Annotated in this window: 14 protein-coding genes; 7 read left to right on the plus strand and 7 right to left on the minus strand. The window is 39.7% G+C overall.

The genetic code is table 11. The annotated features are described in order from the left end of the window. Positions 1–6: 6 nt before the first annotated feature. From NMS_RS06855 to NMS_RS06865, 3 genes are read right to left on the minus strand one after another with little or no spacing between them, the layout of a single operon-like run. The gene (locus NMS_RS06855; protein WP_041496041.1) at positions 7–801 is read right to left on the minus strand and encodes a DNA/RNA non-specific endonuclease; all 795 of its coding nucleotides are present in this window, start codon (positions 799–801) and stop codon (positions 7–9) included. Beyond that, positions 798–1901, minus strand: coding sequence for an ABC transporter permease (locus NMS_RS06860; protein ID WP_041496042.1), 1104 nt, complete (start codon positions 1899–1901; stop codon positions 798–800). The genes NMS_RS06855 and NMS_RS06860 overlap by 4 nt, the downstream gene beginning before the upstream one ends. A gap of 2 nt (positions 1902–1903) precedes the next feature. Then, positions 1904–4087 carry a carboxy terminal-processing peptidase gene (locus NMS_RS06865; protein ID WP_231862369.1) on the minus strand — a complete coding sequence of 728 codons (2184 nt, stop codon included), beginning with the start codon at positions 4085–4087 and terminating at the stop codon, positions 1904–1906. A gap of 112 nt (positions 4088–4199) precedes the next feature. Here NMS_RS06865 and surE point away from each other — a divergent pair, with 112 nt between their 5' ends. Genes surE through NMS_RS06890 form a run of 5 tightly spaced genes read left to right on the plus strand, consistent with a single transcriptional unit; the run spans position 4200 to position 9149 of the window. Then, entirely contained in the window at positions 4200–4982 is a 783-nt protein-coding gene (gene surE, locus NMS_RS06870; protein WP_041496043.1) for a 5'/3'-nucleotidase SurE, read from the plus strand. Further along, complete coding sequence (locus NMS_RS06875; RefSeq protein ID WP_041496044.1) at positions 4972–5271, plus strand: hypothetical protein; 300 nt, start codon at positions 4972–4974, stop codon at positions 5269–5271. Before surE ends, NMS_RS06875 begins: the two co-directional genes overlap by 11 nt. A gap of 3 nt (positions 5272–5274) precedes the next feature. Then, complete coding sequence (gene lpxB / locus NMS_RS06880) at positions 5275–6405, plus strand: lipid-A-disaccharide synthase (RefSeq protein ID WP_041496045.1); 1131 nt, start codon at positions 5275–5277, stop codon at positions 6403–6405. Beyond that, complete coding sequence (locus NMS_RS13460) at positions 6395–7057, plus strand: C40 family peptidase (protein ID WP_052476808.1); 663 nt, start codon at positions 6395–6397, stop codon at positions 7055–7057. The genes lpxB and NMS_RS13460 overlap by 11 nt, the downstream gene beginning before the upstream one ends. A 13-nt stretch (positions 7058–7070) precedes the next feature. Continuing rightward, positions 7071–9149: a ComEC/Rec2 family competence protein gene (locus NMS_RS06890; RefSeq protein WP_041496046.1), complete on the plus strand. Its 2079-nt coding sequence runs from the start codon at positions 7071–7073 to the stop codon at positions 9147–9149. Here NMS_RS06890 and NMS_RS06895 read toward each other — a convergent pair. From NMS_RS06895 to NMS_RS06905, 3 genes are all read right to left on the minus strand, one after another. Further along, positions 9146–9673 carry a thioredoxin family protein gene (locus NMS_RS06895; protein ID WP_041496047.1) on the minus strand — a complete coding sequence of 176 codons (528 nt, stop codon included), beginning with the start codon at positions 9671–9673 and terminating at the stop codon, positions 9146–9148. The genes NMS_RS06890 and NMS_RS06895 overlap by 4 nt on opposite strands. A gap of 76 nt (positions 9674–9749) precedes the next feature. After that, positions 9750–11345 carry a peptide MFS transporter gene (locus NMS_RS06900; protein WP_041496048.1) on the minus strand — a complete coding sequence of 532 codons (1596 nt, stop codon included), beginning with the start codon at positions 11343–11345 and terminating at the stop codon, positions 9750–9752. Between the two features lie 24 nt (positions 11346–11369). Further along, positions 11370–13523, minus strand: a complete 2154-nt coding sequence (locus tag NMS_RS06905; protein ID WP_041496049.1) for a S9 family peptidase — start codon at positions 13521–13523, stop codon at positions 11370–11372. A 149-nt stretch (positions 13524–13672) separates the two neighbouring features. Here NMS_RS06905 and NMS_RS06910 point away from each other — a divergent pair, with 149 nt between their 5' ends. Beyond that, positions 13673–14989: a hydroxymethylglutaryl-CoA reductase, degradative gene (locus NMS_RS06910; protein WP_041496050.1), complete on the plus strand. Its 1317-nt coding sequence runs from the start codon at positions 13673–13675 to the stop codon at positions 14987–14989. Next, positions 14980–15921 carry a GYDIA family GHMP kinase gene (locus tag NMS_RS06915; protein ID WP_052476809.1) on the plus strand — a complete coding sequence of 314 codons (942 nt, stop codon included), beginning with the start codon at positions 14980–14982 and terminating at the stop codon, positions 15919–15921. Before NMS_RS06910 ends, NMS_RS06915 begins: the two co-directional genes overlap by 10 nt. Before the next feature lie 127 nt (positions 15922–16048). Here the strand turns inward: NMS_RS06915 and NMS_RS06920 are convergent, their stop codons facing one another. After that, positions 16049–18166, minus strand: coding sequence for a peptidylprolyl isomerase (locus NMS_RS06920; RefSeq protein WP_041496051.1), 2118 nt, complete (start codon positions 18164–18166; stop codon positions 16049–16051). Positions 18167–18221 lie beyond the last annotated feature (55 nt).

Below are 18221 nucleotides of genomic sequence, written 5' to 3' on the forward strand. Positions count from 1 at the left end.
CAACAATTACCATCCCGTTGCATCATATGTGGATTCTATTCTGATTTCTATGTCATCAGGTAATTGTGAGAAAAAATCAATACCCGTCAGTTCTTCTATGTGGTCAACAGAAACCTTAAAATCATTTATAGAACGGTCAGTTTTGGCATGTGGTACTAGAAAAGATAGGATTGTTGGTTTTCCATTATTGTCCTTATAAACTATTTTGTAAAAATATTCTGGTACACTTACCTCTTCATTCCCGATGCTTGAGAGATCATCTGTCAAGATAGATCCAGTTACTACATACAAGGATTCCATTTTTGCATAGCGTCTGATTTTTTGTTCTAGATCGTTCCAGTTGCCTGCATTAAATTCATGCAATTGTGGGCTGATGTTGCTGGTCAAAAAAGTTTCTTCATAATCTGCTAAGGATCCTCGCCGGTCACCTGCTGGTACCAAATGACCGCGATCGTAACCGCTGTTCTTGTAATTGCGCCAACTGGCTGCACCAGTGCTAACCATATCATCAATCTCAAAATAGGGTCGCTTATAGTCTGCAGGCTGGATATCTTTTGTAGTTAGAATGTGCGCTGTCCATTCTGCTTGCTCGTGTTTTTTGTTGTAAGAGAGGCTGTAGGTGCGATGATGTACTACCTGATGGTTTGAAGTAGGGAGGTAATCAGCTCGATTGAATGTGGCATCATTTTGTGATTCTACTGCGATATTTTCGTTGGAAATCGATTGATTTTGAATTTTCTGAATCCAGAACAGGGCAAACATAAAACCAATGGCCAAGAGCGTGTAGATGAACTTTTTCAAGAATTTGTCCTAACGTCTAGAGCATCGCGCAACGAATTGCCTAAAAGCATGAATGCCATCACCAGTAACATAATCGCAATCCCAGGAACAACCGCAAGGTAAGCCTTGTCTAAAATAATGTATTGATAGTGATCTTTTATCATACTTCCCCAAGAAGGGATAGGGGGTTGAGCTCCTAAACCAAGAAAGCTCAAACCTGCTTCTATCAAAATAGCTGCGGCAAAATTTGCAGCACTGATTACAATAACTGGAGCGAGAATGTTAGGTAAAATATGTCGAGCAATAATCCTCATATCATTAAACCCTAATGCTCTAGCCGCAGTAACATATTGGTATTCTTTGGCTACAATCATTTGTCCTCTTACCACCCTAGCAATCTCTACCCACATGGTTAACCCTACTGCGATGAATACGGTCAAAAATCCTTTGCCTAAGGCGATACTTATGGCAATAACCATGAGTAGTGTAGGTATCGACCAGGTCACATTAATCAACCACATGATTGCGGCATCTATTTTCCCACCATAATACCCTGCAATGGCGCCTAGGGGTATACCTATCAACAAAGAAATCAGTACAGCCACAAAGCCTATACTGATACTCACTCTTGTACCTATCATCATCCTGCTGAGCAAGTCCCGTCCATATTTATCTGTTCCTAGCAGGAAGGTTTTGTGGGTGGTATAGCTTTCGCGAAAGCGAGATAGTTCCAATTCTTGAGCTTCATAGAATTCTAGAGGTTTGAAAGGAAGCTCCTGCCCATCCACATCGTAAGGTTGATAGGCAATGACTCCATCTATTTTTTTCAAGTCAGTAAAAGGAATTTCTGTACCTGGTGTTTCATTACCGTTCCACCAGTCTAGAACGCTAGAGCTTTGATTGATAGAAGGAATTGTAATCAGGTCTACTGCAAACCCAGGAGGCTGGGAGTGTATAGAAATATGCATCTGGTTAGCATACTGACTGCTATCAGGTGCGAGCACATAGGCAAATAAGGCAATCAGAATGAAAAATGAAATGATACAGAAACTCAAAACGCCCCAAAAACTTTTGCGAAGTTTTTGGAGCGTGAGTTTACTTAAAGATGCGGTTTTGGGCATCGCTAGTTTTTAAGGGACACGCTACCGTTTCTCTTAATTTTATTGGTCTTCAAGTCTCTTAAGACATTGATGGCCTCTTCAATATACATGTCTTCATTAATGTTAGAGTGCCAGCGATTTCTCTTATCAGCAAGGCTAGTGTCTTGTTGCATTAATGCCATTTCTCCTTTCAAAGAACTTACTTTCAAATCGTTCTTATAATCATCCAATCTTTTAAATTGATCGGTTTCTTTATCGAGATTAGCTAAGCGTGATTGATAGGATTTAATCGACAATGGTATCATGTATTGCTCCCGTTGTTCTGCCAACCACTCAGCATTCCTGTCGATCAATTGAAAGAATTCATTGCGATCTATGCGTTCTTGAGAGGCCTCGATGGACTCTTTCAAATTGCTGTAACCGTTGAATTTTCTGTAAGTAGCAGCCGGAATTTCATCATATGGTAGCGGGAATTCTTCATCGCGTTCTCCTATTTTTATATAAGAATAACGGTCTGGAGCGACGACATCACTTTTCACACCTTCTAGTTGAGTACTACCACCATTCACACGATAGAATTTTTGAGTTGTCAATTTCAAAGCTCCTAAATCACCGAAATCTGTGGTTCGTACATACCGATTCAAATCCTCGAAGTTTTGTACCGTTCCTTTACCAAAGGTTTGTTTACTACCTATTACAATAGCACGATCATAATCTTGTAATGCTGCTGCTAGAATTTCAGAGGCACTTGCACTCAATTCATTAACTAGAACTACCAGGGGACCTTCCCATAGAATTTTGCCACCATCATCATCATTCAAAGTTTGAGTTCTATTGTTCTTTGCACCTACTTGAACAATTGGTCCATCTTCAATGAAAAGACCCGCCATCTCTATCACTTCTCTCAAAGATCCACCACCATTGTTTCTCAAGTCAATAACAAGACCTTCCATGCCTTCTGCCTTGAGCTTTACAATTTCTTTAGCTACATCATCACCAGCCGCTCTGGCTGATGCATTTTCCGTACTGAAATAAAACTTAGGAAGATTGATGACTCCATAACTCATTTCATCATCTTGAATCAAAGCAGTTTTAGCAAATGTTTCCTCTATTAAAACCACATCGCGAATCAATGTCACCTCTTTTATGCTTCCATCCACCTTTTTTAGTGTTAGGATCACTTTAGTCCCTTTAGGCCCTTTGATTAAATCCACCGCATCGCTGATTCTCATACCTACAATACTTGTGGCAATAGAATCTTTGTCTTGAGCGACTCTTAAAATCTGGTCTCCTTTTTCCAGCTTACCGCTTGTTGATGCTGGACCACCAGAGATAATTTCCATAATTTCTATGTTATCCATCTTTTTCTGCAAACGAGCGCCGATACCTTCTAGCGTACCACTAATAGAAGTGTCAAAACGATCTTTACTTTGCGGTGCAAAATAATTTGTATGTGGGTCAAAATGGGTCGTGATATTGTTTAAGAAAACCGAGAAGTAATCCAATCGATCCACATCATCACTTAAATCAAAGTTTTCCTCCATGGATTTTTTGACTTCCATACGAGCTTCTTTTTCTAGCTCTGAAGGAGTTTTCTTTTCTGTAAACGCCTTACTCATGGAATTTTCATCATCAGTATCACTGGCTTCTTGATCTTCAAGCTTACTATTGTAAATACCGATTGCAGACAGTTTTAACAACTTTCTCCAGTGGTCTTTTAATTCTTTGCGATTGGCAGCATAAGGAATGCTTTCATAATCTGTATTGATCTCTTCTTCCGCATCAAAATCGAAAGGCTGGTTTATCACTTCTTTAAAAATAGCTTCTGACTCTTTCTCTCGTTTTAGCAAACGTTCGTAAACAATATTGAAAAAATCAACACGTCCATCTCTAATCTGGTCATCAATTAAGAATTCAAAAGTTTGAAACTCTTGATAATCACTGGCTAGAAAATATCTTTTCGCAGGATCCACTTCATACACAAAGTTTTTGAAAACATCTTGAGAGAATTGATCTGTTAAATCTGCTGGAGAATAATGATTTCGTTCTAGTACATGATGAATGAGCTCAACAAGCAGTTGCTCTTTTTCTTTATCGCCTGGGTCAATAGAAGAACTATTGGTGAAACTACAACTCGCGGTAGCCGCCATTAGTGCTATTACAGCAATTGCAATATTGTTTTTTAGGAAGTTCATAAGGTCGTTCATTTGTCTCTTTCTACTGTTGTAAAAATCGTGCCACACTCATTTCTATGAATGTAAGTGTAGATGCGATCACATCACGGCTAATTTACTTAATTTTAACCACCTTAAGGAAGCTATGAAAGAGAAAAAAAGACCATTAATTCTGGTCACCAACGACGACGGGATCACTGCCAAAGGAATTAGAACCCTAATTAATATCGCATCACAGCTAGGAGATGTGGTAGTAGTTGCACCAGATAAGCCTCAAAGTGCCATGGGACATGCCATTACCATTAATGATACGCTCTACGTCAAAGAGTTTAAGTTACATGACTACGATCATAAGGAGTATACCACCAGTGGTACTCCTGTAGACTGTGTCAAAATGGCCAGTCATGAAATTCTAGAACGCAAACCAGACCTGTGTGTGAGTGGAATCAACCATGGAAGCAATAGTGCGATAAACGTTATTTACAGCGGTACTATGAGTGCAGCCATGGAAGCAGGAATCGAAGGCATACCAGCTATAGGTTTCTCCTTATGCGATTATAATGCTGATGCTGATTTTGAACCCGCCAGACCTTATGTAGAAAGCATCATCAAGCAGGTGTTGGAAAATGGCATGGCAAAAGGGGTGTTGCTCAATGTAAATATTCCAAAAGCAACGGCAGAGGAACTTAAAGGCATCAAAATTTGCAGACAAGCAAATGCATACTGGGTGGAAGAGTTTGACAAGAGAACAAATCCATACGGTAAGGATTATTACTGGTTGACTGGAAAATTTGTAAACGATGATAAAGGAGAAGATACTGATGAATGGGCGCTGGAACACAATTATATATCAGTAGTTCCTACACAGTTTGACTTAACTGCGCATCATTACATAAAGGAATTAAACACCTGGGCATTTGAAAGCTAAAATTCTAAAAGGTTTTGTTTTAGGAATTGTTGCAAACGCAATAGGAACCTTCCTATATATTTACTTTTTCAGCGATCACACCTTCGAGTATGTGATTGAAAAAGGTGTAGAGCAGGGGTTTATAGGAAGTTTAATTGGTTTAGGTGCCTTGTTGAACCTTTTGCTTTTTTTCTTTTTCTTGACTCAAAAGGTAGGTAAATTTCAAAAGCCATTACAAGTATATGAAGCTCGAGGGGTGATCATGGCAACTTTACTGGCGGCATTTGCTGTTTTATATTTTGAATTCTAGAGTATGAAATACTATTTGATTGCAGGAGAAGCTAGTGGTGATTTACACGGTTCCTTATTAATGAAAGAACTAAAAAATCAAGACGCTAATGCTCAATTCAGATTTTGGGGTGGCGAGTTGATGCAGCAGCATGGCGGTGTGTTGGTAAGGCATTATCGTGACCTCGCTTTTATGGGTTTTGTAGAAGTGCTGGGGAACTTGCGTACTATTTTACGAAATATCAACGACTGTAAAAAGGATATTCAAGCTTTCGAACCAGATGTCATTATCTACATCGACTATCCTGGTTTCAATTTTAGGATCATGAAATGGGCGCGTATCAAAGGATATCGCAATCATTATTATATCTCACCTCAAATCTGGGCTTGGAAAGAAAATCGTATCAAATCCATCAAACGTGATGTGGATGAGATGTATGTCATTCTTCCTTTTGAGAAAGAGTTTTATGAGCAAAAGCACCAATTTCCAGTTCATTTTGTGGGACATCCTTTAATAGATTCCATCACTCAAAGGTCAAAAGTCGACCATGAAAAGTTTTTAGAAGAGCATCATTTAGATGACCGTCCTATCGTTGCACTGCTTCCTGGTAGTCGTAAACAGGAGATTAAGAACATGTTACAGGTCATGTTGAGAATGACAGATGAGTTTCCGGACTATCTTTTTGTTATTGCCGGTGCTCCTGGACAAGAAAAATCATTTTATGATACTTTTCTTAAGAAGAAGAACGTTCATTTGATTATGAATCGCACCTACGATTTGCTCAGTTTGTCCCATGCGGCATTAGTGACTTCAGGTACCGCAACCTTGGAGACAGGGTTGTTTAAAGTGCCTCAAGTGGTCTGTTACAAGGGCAGCACCATTTCGTACCATATTGCAAAGCGCATCATTAAATTGGATTACATTTCTCTAGTAAATTTAATCATGGATCGTCCTGTTGTTAAGGAGTTGATTCAAAATGAATTCAATAAGAAAAATCTCAAAAGCGAATTGCAACAGCTGCTCGATTCAGAGCAACGCAACCGCATATTTACCGATTATTACAATCTGGAAAAAAAACTAGGTGGCGTAGGTGCTAGTGAAAAGACGGCACAGCTCATTTACAAATCTATTGAACCGAGTGAGGATGATGAATAAGAGTTCGCTTTCGCGAAAGCGAATTACACACAGCATAGCAACACCTATAGTTCGAACGGCTGTAATATGCTCCATAGCTGCATTGATGGCTTCTTGCGGGAGTTCTAAGCCGCACGTCATCACCACTAAAGCGGAGGCCAAAGAATACCAAGAGCAAATAGCTGCAGTACGACCGGCTCGCAGAAACATCACTCGCAATACTACGGAACGTCCAGATACAGAACCTGTAGAGGAAGAGCCAGCAGTGGAAGAAGTGCCGCTGGACATGACGACAGTAGATGTTGCAATAAAGACAGCCATGAATTATGAAGGCGTACGTTACAGGTATGGTGGCTCAACGCGTGCAGGAATGGATTGTAGCGGGTTACTGCATATATCATTTGCTGAGGCGGGTGAGACGGTACCACGCACCAGTATGAGCTTTTTTCAAGCGGCTACACCTATTGATGTAAAGGAAGTGCGTAAGGGCGACCTCATGTTTTTCGCCACTGGGCGAGATCGTAAAAAGATCAATCATGTAGCTCTAGTAACTGAGGTTACTCCAGCTGAGGTTCGTTTTGTACACGCCACGGTATCTCAAGGGGTTGTTGTTTCTTCATTAAATGAGCCTTATTGGCTAGGGAAGTACCGTAGTTCAGGACGATTATTTTAAATTCTTTTAAAGAATGCGCTGGTTAGATTACCCATTTTATCGCATTCTTATAGCGTTTATCGCTGGAATTTGCATCGCTAGGTTTTCGCAAGTTTCTGACACTGTTTTCTTTACGGTCAGTGGTCTAGCCTTGATCTTGGCAGTGGCTTCTTATTTCTTTTTCCCTTTCAAAACCTTTTCCAAGGTATTATTTACAAATGCCATTATTGTATTCTTCATAGGGATAGGAGGTCTGCTTTTTCACTTCAAAACTGAATATCTGCCTTCTGATCATTATGAATCTTTACAACATGATGATCAAGATGCTGTCATTACCCTAGAGCTTACTGATCAGCTGAGCTCTAATGAGTACAATAACCGCTTCTATGCTCAAATAAAACAAATCAATCGACAGCCGGCCACAGGTAGGATTTTAGTATTGTTCAAGAGTTCTGATTCCTTATACTTTCAAGTGGGGGATCGACTTACGGTATATGATGATATCAACGACGCCAGTGATGGGCGTAATCCAGGAGATTTTAACTATAAAGAATATTTAGAAAGTATCGACGTGTACGGGCAGGTTTACGTTGACAAGCCAAGAATATTAAATATATCCCGACAACAGGCACAACTGTCATGGTATATAGGAATGCGTAATCAGCTACTTAAAGACCTACAAGGTACAGAACTTCAAGCCCAACCAAGGGCATTGATTGAAGCTTTAGTATTAGGGCAACGACAAAATGTAGATCCTACGGTAAGCCAAAATTTTAGAGATGCTGGCGTTATTCATATTCTAGCGCTCAGTGGGCTGCATGTTGGGATCATGTTGTTGATTTTACAATTCTGTTTGCGGTGGATGTTGAGGTTCAAATACGGCAAGTTGTTACAGTCTTTATTGATAATAGCCTTGTTGTGGTCTTTTGCCTTACTGACAGGAATGTCACCTTCTATCATGCGGGCGGTAATGATGTTTTCTTTTGTTGCTGTGGGGATGAATATAAACAGGAAGGGTTCGGTTTTCCACAGTTTGACCATATCTGCGTTAGTTCTATTATTGATAGATCCCAGAATGTTATTTCAAGTAGGGTTTCAATTGAGTTATACCGCGGTGTTAGCCATCGTTTTACTACAACCTATATTTTCTAGCTTTGTTGCCAGACCCAAATCTTGGTTTGTTAGGAACCTGTGGCAAATTTTTACAGTTACCCTTTCTGCTCAAATAGGAGTTGCACCATTAAGTATCTATTACTTTCATCAGTTTCCACTACTGTTTTTAGTTGGAAATATGGTACTACTCTTCGTACTACCAGCAATACTGATTTTATCGATAGCATTTATTACAATTGTGGAATTGGACATATCGTCTGGTTTATTCGCAGAAGGGCTCAATTTTATCTTTAATTTAATAATCGACTTGGTTTCATGGATCAGTAATTTCAAATTTTTCATTCTCAAAGACTTATATGTAACAGTTGTGGAAGTATTGTTGCTGTATCTGATTTTACTAGGTGTCGCACTTTACTTGAGGCCCCAGTTGGTAAAAAGTAAAAGAGAACGGCTGCGAATGGTAAAGCCCAACAACTTCCTTCACTTCTCACTTATCTGTGTTGCTGTCCTATTAGGGTATGGTATTTACAAAAACGTACAAGTCAAGGAATCATTTCTAGTGCTTCACCAATCAAGGGGTACCGCGATTGCATTGTCAAAAGGGAATGATGCTCAATTGTTCTTACATATGCCAAGTATGAAAGCAGATCGAAAAATCGAAAGCATTCGAAGACTTAAGAACACAGGAACAATGATTGATAGAGAAGTGGCGATCGATAGTTTGCCATCAATGTTAGAGTTTGCAGGAAAAAGTATTATCGTAATTGACGAAAGCACCATTTACGACCCCAATCTTAAAAACGTTGAGGTACTATTACTCTCCAACTCCCCTAAGGTTAATCTTGATCGATTGATTACAGATCTTCAACCACAATTGATCATTGCTGACGGTTCTAATTACCGTAATATGGTTCATCGATGGCAACAAACTTGTAAAGGTCGAGATGTTAATTTCATCAACACCTATGAATATGGCGCTGTGAGTTTATTAGATCATTAACCCTGTAGGCGGTACTTAAAATCAGCCTGGTAATCTGCCCACTGCTTTCCAGTACGGATGGATTTGTAGGTGTCATCAACAAGCATCGTGATATAGATTTCTAACTTTTTAGCATCTAACTTACCTGGAATGGGTTGTATGACATTTCCTTTAGTGTCAAAAAAGATGAGAGTGGGATATTCAAAGATTTTCATCGCCTCAGCAAAGTCGTGTTGGGCTCCAGGATATTTTTGGTACTGTTTGTTGCTGTAGGTTTTTCCTTTGTAGGTGATGGACTCTTTTCCTTCCGCATCAAAGGCAACTGGATAGTAATTGGCGTTTATGTATTCTGCGATGCCCGCTTTCGCGAAAGCGTACTTATCCATCCATTTACAGTTAGGACAGGATTTTGTGTAGGTCTTGAATAAGATCTTCCGAGGTTCTTTTTGCTGTGCGGCCAAAGCCTCGTTCATACTCATCCATTGTACCTGTGCACTTGCGGTCGCAGCGCTGATCAATAAAAGAAGAAAAAGAAATCGTTTCATACTACAAAGTTAGACTCTATAAAAACAAAAAACGCACCATAGTGGTGCGTTTTGAAATTTATAAAATCAACAATATCTATCGCACACCGTGCATTTTAGAAATCATCCATTTATTGATGGCTAGCATTACCAGACCTGCAGCTACTGGTATGGCAGTAAAAATCAAAAAGAATGTTGCAAGTCCATACTCTTCTACAATAGGGTCTAAATAACTTGCAGTGATACCTGCGGTTAAATTTGCAATGAAATTTGCCACAAACCAGATACCGAACATTAATCCAACTAACTTCAATGGTGCCAACTTGCTCACATAACTTAGCCCTACTGGAGATACACATAATTCTCCTAAAGTGTGCAATAAGTAAGCAATGACTAAGAAAATCATGCTTACAGAAGCAGTCTTAGCTCCCAACGGAATTCCCATGGAACCATAAGCTAAGAAAGCAAATCCAAGACCCACCAAAATAAGACCTATCGCAAATTTAACAGGTCCAGATGGATTGTATTTGCTTTGCCAGATTTTTGAAAATAAAGGAGCAAAGGCAATTATAAAAAATGAGTTTAATATACCAAACCAAGAAGCTGGAACTTCAGGTGCTGGATCGTTAAATTGCTGCATCAACATATAGACAACAATAATCCAAATGATCACAAAACTAATTGCAAGCAAAATATTGGCTAGCCCATACTTGCTAAAAGTTTGCTTAAATAACATTCCTAATACATAGGTGATAATAAGCATAGGGACCACTGTAAGTAAGGTGTTGACGACTTTAAAAATAGTAGCGCCATCACCTTCTAATACACGATCCGTATAATCGTTTGCAAAAATAGTCATAGAACTTCCTGCCTGTTCGAATGCCCACCAAAAGAAAATAGTAAAGAAAGCAAAAACACCAATCACTAATAAGCGGTCTCTAGTAACAACAGATCTTTTAGCTTCATCTGCAATTTCCTCTACAACCTCTGTAGTTTTTTCAAATTCATCTTCTACCGCGTTATCAAAATCTTTGGTTCCAGCTGGAGATAATCCAATACGTCCAAATATTTTTTGTGCAAAATAAAATTGTAACATCCCAAAGAACATAAAGATACCTGCTAGGCCAAAACCGTAGTGCCATCCCCAGTCTGGAGATTCTCCGATGTATCCGCAAAGTAATATTCCTAAAAAGGCACCTGCATTAATACCCATGTAAAATATGGTGTAACCAGCATCTTTTTCTTTTCCTTGAGACTTGTATAGCTGCCCAACAATAGAAGAAATGTTTGGTTTGAAAAGTCCGTTTCCAAGAATCAAAAGCGTCAGACCGATGTAGAAGAAATTACTTGTAAACCCTTCCAGTGCCATACTAGCATGACCCAGTGTCATTAATAAAGCCCCAATTACAATAGCGTTACGATACCCTGTAAACTTATCTGCAATGAATCCACCTATGATAGGGGTAATATATACTAAGCCAGTATACCAACCGTAAAGAACCGCAGCGTCTGCACGCTCCCATCCCCAACCTCCATCAACAATGGCTGATATTAAGAAAAGAACTAATAAAGCTCGCATTCCATAGTAGGAAAAGCGTTCCCACATTTCAGTAAAAAAGAGAACAAATAATCCTGAAGGATGTCCTAGGACCGTTCTTTGATTTGTTAGCGAACCGCCAAATTTATATTCCATAATAGTTAGTTGTTAGGGTAAGGATTAAAGGTTTTTTTTGATGAAGTTGGTCATCTTATTATATAAATGTATGCGGGTGTTACCACCGTAAATACCGTGATTCTTATCAGGGTAAATCGCCCAGTCAAACTGCTTATTTGCCTGTACTAATGCCTCAATCATCAACATAGTATTCTGCACGTGTACATTATCGTCTGCACTACCGTGAACCAATAGGTAATTTCCTTTTAATTGATCCACATAGTTGATAGGACTGTTCTCATCATAACCTGTAGGATTCTCTTGTGGCGTCACCATATAACGCTCTGTATAAATAGTGTCATAAAATCTCCAGTTGGTCACTGGTGCCACTGCGATAGCAGTACTAAATACATCGTTTCCTTTTAAAATACAGTTGGAGCTCATAAAGCCTCCATAACTCCATCCCCATATTCCTATACGGCCAGCATCTATATAGTCCATTTCTCCCAACTGGCGAGCTGCCTGGATTTGATCTTCTACTTCATATTTTCCTAACTCTCGCTGAGTGACTTTTTTGAAATCAGCACCTTTATAACCTGTACCTCTTGGATCTACACAAACCACGATGTAGCCATCGTTAGCCAGCATGCTGTGCCAGTAATCGTTAGAACCATACCAGCTGTTAGAAACGGACTGTGATCCAGGCCCGCTGTATTGAAACATTAATACTGGATACTCTTTAGTGGCATCAAAATCTAATGGTTTGATCATGTACATATTCAAATCATTACCATTGACATTGAGTGTAGAGAACTCCTTAGGTGATAATTTGTAATTTTTGAGTTTGCTCAACAATTCGTTATTGTTGACAATCTCCCGCACTTGCTTTCCATCTTTCGCACGGTTCAATGTGTAAACTGGTGGAGTGGAAGCACTAGAATAAGTATTGATGTAATACGTAAAGTTCTTGCTGAAATCTGCACTATTTGATCCTAGCTGATTGGACAGTTTTTTCTTGTCTTTTGCCTTGAGCGATATAGAATAGATCCCGCGATTGATACTTCCATCCTCTGTGCTTTGATAATAAATCCGTTTTGATATAGCATCATAACCATAATAAGAAGTCACGTCCCATGCTCCTGAGGTGATCTGTCTTTTTTCTTCTCCATTGGCATCATAGAGGTAAATGTGCCTCCAATTGTCTTTTTCACTTGTCCATAGGAAACTCCCATCTTCTAAGAAAGTCAGGTCATCAGTAACATCTACATAAGCATCATCTTTTTCAGTAAAAGCTATAGCTGCTTCTCCATCAGGATTGACGTAATAAAAATCTAATACGTTTTGATAACGATTCAATACCTGAACTGCCAGTTTGCCGTTAGGAGAGTAATTCAAACGCGCGATATAAAATTCCTCGTTGCGATTCAAGTTCACGTTTTTACGGGTATTGCTTTCTAGGTCATAAAGATTTAGTCCTACAACACTATTTTTTTCACCAGCTTTGGGATATTTAAAAACATATGGTTTTTGATACAATTCGCTCCCGTATACATCCATAGAAAATTCTGGAACGTCAGTCTCATCAAAAGAGATGAATGCAATTTGCTTGCTATTAGGGCTCCACTGGTAGGCTTGAACTAGGGAAAACTCTTCTTCATATACCCAGTCTGTGACTCCATTGATCAATTTATTGATTACCCCATCAGTAGTCACTTGAACTGTTGCACCGGTTTCTAAATTCTTGTAGTAAATATTATTTTCAAGTACATAGGCAACTTTTTTTCCATCAGGGGAAAAAGAAGCACTACGAACAAGTTGATCGCTCACAGTGGTAAGTTCTTTCGTATTAAGATTGTAAACATGAACCATACTATTAGCAGATCTTCTGAAAATAGGAATGCGCTGAGAGGTAATCATCATCAGCTGCTCATCATCACTCAGCTCATAATTGCGTATAGGCAACTTAATGTCGTTACTGGAAACTAAGGTGGCTACTTTCTCTCCGGTCAAGTAACTGTATTTGTCCACAGATTGGGAACGGTCTGCATTGCGATTGAGAACCAGGTATTCCTCACCATTGTTTAGGGAGTTAAGGGACTGCAAACCTTCCGTTGAGAAGGCGCCGGTATAAATATCTTCTACAGTAATGTTTTGTTGCGCGATGGCACTGGTACTGGCGATAATAAAGGCCAGAGTCAATAGGCAATTTTTAATCATGAAATGGTACGAATTTCGTTAGTTTCTATCTAAACTTTAGACAGACATCAATTTTACTAAAAATATCCCAAAAACGAGCTGTTTTCAGTCATTATCCTGCGCTGCTGCTTAGGATTATGCATTGTATCTTTACCGTTTTACCCATTCTTATGAATCAACCCGTTCAAGGTTTCTCTAAACTTTCAAAATCACAAAAAATTGATTGGCTGGTTTCCCAGCAGCTCAAGGATTCTACCACAGCTCGTGAGGTGCTTCTACAGTACTGGAATACAGACGAGAAGCTACAGGAATTACATGATGGTTTTAGTGAGAATACCATAACCAACTACTATTTGCCATTGGGACTCGCTCCCAATTTTATGATTAATGGCGATCTCAAAACCATCCCTATGGTCATTGAAGAAAGCAGTGTAGTTGCGGCAGCCAGTAAGGCGGCAAAGTTTTGGTTGAATCGTGGTGGTTTCAAAACGACGATCAAGGGCACTACTAAATCAGGCCAAGTGCATTTAAACTATGCAGGATTGCGCAGTGAGATGGAGGCTTTTTACGCTTTCGCGAAAGCGGACTTGCTGAAATCTATAGTGCACATCAACGCCAGCATGAAATCTAGAGGTGGTGGATTGTTAAGTTTAGAACTGGTCGATAAAACCGAAGCGCTGAAAGGCTACTATCAATTGCACGCAACCTTTGATACTCGCGATGCTATGGGGGCCAATTTTATCAATACGGTACTCGAGCAATTAGCAAACACGTTGCGCGAGAAAGCCTCAGAGTACCAAGGTTTCTCTATCGCCCCACCAGAAGTTGTCATGTCCATCTTGAGTAACTACGTCCCTGATTGTGTGGTACATGTGGAGGTTTCTTGTCCACTAGTTGATCTAGGAACGATAAATGGAATGGCTGGTGCTGATTTTGCTCGCAAATTTGTCCAAGCTGTTGATGTTGCTAGAGTAGAACCTTTACGCGCGGTAACTCATAACAAAGGAATCATGAACGGTATCGATGCGGTTGTGTTAGCCACAGGTAATGATTTCAGAGCTGTGGAGGCTGGAGTGCATGCCTATGCCTCAAGGGATGGTCAATACCGCAGTTTGACGCGTGCACGAGTAGAAGATGAGGTGTTCACGTTTGAAGCTGACTTTCCTCTTGCTTTAGGAACGGTAGGTGGTTTAACTTCACTGCATCCTTTAGCAAAATTATCGCTCCAAATCATGGGGAATCCTGACGCACGAGAGTTGATGGGGATTACCGCCGTCTGTGGACTGGCTCAAAATTTTGCAGCGCTACATTCGCTCGTTACAACAGGTATACAGTCTGGTCATATGAAAATGCACCTGAACAATATGCTAGAACAAATAGGAGCAACACTAGAGGAAAAAACAGAGTTGCGTCAGGAATATGGCAATAAAACACCCAGTTTTTCTGCGCTGAAGGAATCATTAGAAAGAATGCGGGAATGGCAATAGCTGGTGATCTCTTTGAAGTTACTAAAGCTCAATTTTCAGCTCACGGTAAGTTTTTGCTGACAGGCGAATATGCTGTTTTAGATAATGTAGATGCGCTCGCTATGCCTCTTAAGTTAGACCAACGACTGATCATTCAGCCACGAGATGATCAGCAAGTTGTTTGGAAAAGCTACAATGCAGATGGAAGCTTATGGTTAGACGTACAATTTTCAATAGCAGATTTGAGGAATGACAGTTTTGATCATGTTAATCCTGTGTTCAAAAAGCTACTACAAATATTGAAAAGCGCGCTTCAACTTTCGAACTACACTAACTTTTATAACGGATTTGACGCGGTAACTCAGCTAGACTTTGACCGTAAATCTGGAATGGGAACTAGTTCCACCCTTATTGCCATGATTGCGGATTGGGTAGGTTGTGATGCTTATAAATTACAGTTTGAAAGTTTTGGAGGTAGTGGATACGATATTGCTTGCGCAAGAGCCACTTCACCCATAATTTATAATTACAATGAAACAGAGCCACTGGTACAAGCAATAAGCTATGAACCAGAGTTTACAGACCAATTGTTTTTTATTTACCTGAATCAAAAACAAAACAGCCGTGAGTCTATTGCTCGTTTCAATACTGAAAAATTAACTACCGAGATAAGACAACAGTTAAATGAAATGCCCAAGCGCTTCCTGGAGACCGAAAATGACCTTCAAGCTTTTGAAAATGTAATTTATGAGCATGAAAGTATAGTTGCAGGTTTGATAGGAGCGAAGCCTATTAAAGAGCGGTTTTTTCCAGATTATCAAGGAGCGGTGAAATCTTTAGGAGGATGGGGAGGCGATTATATGCTGGTGACTGGCACAGATAACAGCTTGAATTATTTCAAAGGTAAAGGGTATCATCAGATACTCAATTGGGAGGAAGTGGCTTTAGGTTAATCTAATACTCTATACTATCACAAGATTCACGACTCCGCTGAGCTAAAGTAATCTTACGTACACCGAAATAAAAAAGCCTTCTTGATGCTACAAGAAGGCTTTTTCAATAGTTGAATTTTACAGTAGTCTAGTAGAAAACAGACCTTTTATCTTCAATCTCCGTTGCTTTTTTCAAAGCCTCTACTAGCGCAGATGTAGATTGATTAGCAGTACGTTGTGCTACTAGTTTAGCATCATTAGAATAATTGTCTAAGTCAGGAGCGTTTTCTATCGCAGTAACCTTGATTACAAAAACACCTTTCTCACCAGCGATAGGCTTAGAAACTTGGCCTTCCTTCAAACCGAAAGCAGTTCCTACTACTTTAGGTTCTTGACCAATACCTGCTAGAATAGGAGACATTCTGTTAATAGCTGTTGCCGTTTGAACGGTTTGCTTCTGATTAGTAGCGATGGTATTCAAATCTTTAGAGTTGATTTTGTTCTTGATCATCTCTGCTTTTTTCTTATTTCTTAAAATAGGCGTTACGGTAGCACTTGCTTCCTCAACAGACATCAAGCCTTTGTCGCTTATTTTTGTTACTTGAGCAACTACGTAGCCTTCAGGAGTTTCAAATCGCTCTACATCGCCCACTTCTCGATCTTTATCAAAAGACCATTGTACAATTGAACGATTCCTACTGATTCCAGGAAGGTTTTCGTCTAATGCTTTTAAGCTACGTACTGGTACTACCTCTACTTCATATTCTTTAGCCAAAGCCGAAAAATCTTCGCTTCTTGCTGCTAGTTGGAATTTTTGAGTTTGAGTGTACAAGTTTTTGGTGGTTGCCTTAGAAGGCATCACCTTTTTAGCCACTGTAGCCAGCTTTATTGCTTCTCCAGCTGCGCCAGTTTCATCAATTCGGATTACGTGGTAACCAAAGCCACTTTCCGCGACTCCAACACTTCCTTCATTATTGTTGTACAAGAACTCGGTATATCCAGGTGCAAACTGTGCTGCATTACCGGAGTACACTACCCAGCCTATATCTTGAGCTAATATTTGCGGCTCATTTTCTTGATAGTATTCAAATCGAGTATCGTAACTCTCTTTACTGCTTCCAATAGTAGAGGCAATGCTGTCTGCTAGTTTTTTAGCTGCTTCTTTAGTCATAGTAACATCAGACCCTGCTCTTGTAGCACCAGCGAAAGGAACGAGTATATGTCTATTCTTTACACTGTCATTCAAGGTTTTCTTGTCTAATACTTTAGAAACTTTAGAATATTCTCCATCCTTGTAAGGACCGTAAATTGAACCTTCATCTAAAGTAGCGATGGCACGTTCAGCAGGGCTCAACTTGGAAACCATGGTGTATCTGCCTGTGAAAGGAAGATCAGAGTTTGCATTTACAAAGGCTTCTGGGTTTTCAGTAGTTTTCAAACCTGGAGTAGTTACCTTTTGCTTAGTAGCATCATCATACTGGTTTTCTTTGCCAGTGATATATTGATTCATTTCAGCTTCTAGAGCTTTCGTATCTGCTTCAGACGCTTTGTCTGCAAAAAGAACGTATTGGATATCTCTGTTCGCATCTGCTTGAAACTGCTTCTCATGATCCTTGATGTAGGATTTGATTTCAGACTTAGTTACTTCTACTTCACTATCTGGGATGGAAGAGTAAGGGATGTTTACATATTGAAAGTCCCGATTGTCATTTTCTAATCGATAAGCAAACTCACCGTCAATAGTTGTACCTATTACACCGCTTTTGAGTAAGGTGAACAAGCGCTGTTGACGCACTTGATTTGCTGCATTATCAAGATCTTGCTGCCATCCTTGAGGGTTTTGTGTAGCCGCTTGATTCACATATTGCGCAAAAAGAGCGTCTGAGAACTGACCGTTTTCATCCTGGAATTGAGGGAATCGAGCATAAGCCGCTTTCATATAATTAGAAACTTGCTCATCTGTTACTTGAATGCCAGCAGCAGTAATTTGCTCTTGCAAGACCGCATCACGCACTTGTTGATCCCAAACAATATTTGCTGCCTGGATGGTAGACATTCCAGCACGTTGATTCATGGTAGCTTCCACCTGACGGCTGAACTCTTGACGATTCAATTCCGTATCACCTACATAGCCCACCACATTCTGGTCGTCGCTATTAAAACTCCCTTGACGTATCAAATCACCTATAATAAACGCAAAAAGCGCCAGTGCAATAATGATGATCAGAAACAAGCCCTGAGACCTGATTTTACCTAAAATGGCCATTCTCTATTTTTTAAATTTAAACGGTGGCGAAAATAGTGTTTTCCCCTTAATTATA

The organism is Nonlabens marinus S1-08 (assembly GCF_000831385.1).
In the GTDB taxonomy this organism is placed as follows: Bacteria; Bacteroidota; Bacteroidia; order Flavobacteriales; family Flavobacteriaceae; genus Nonlabens; species Nonlabens marinus.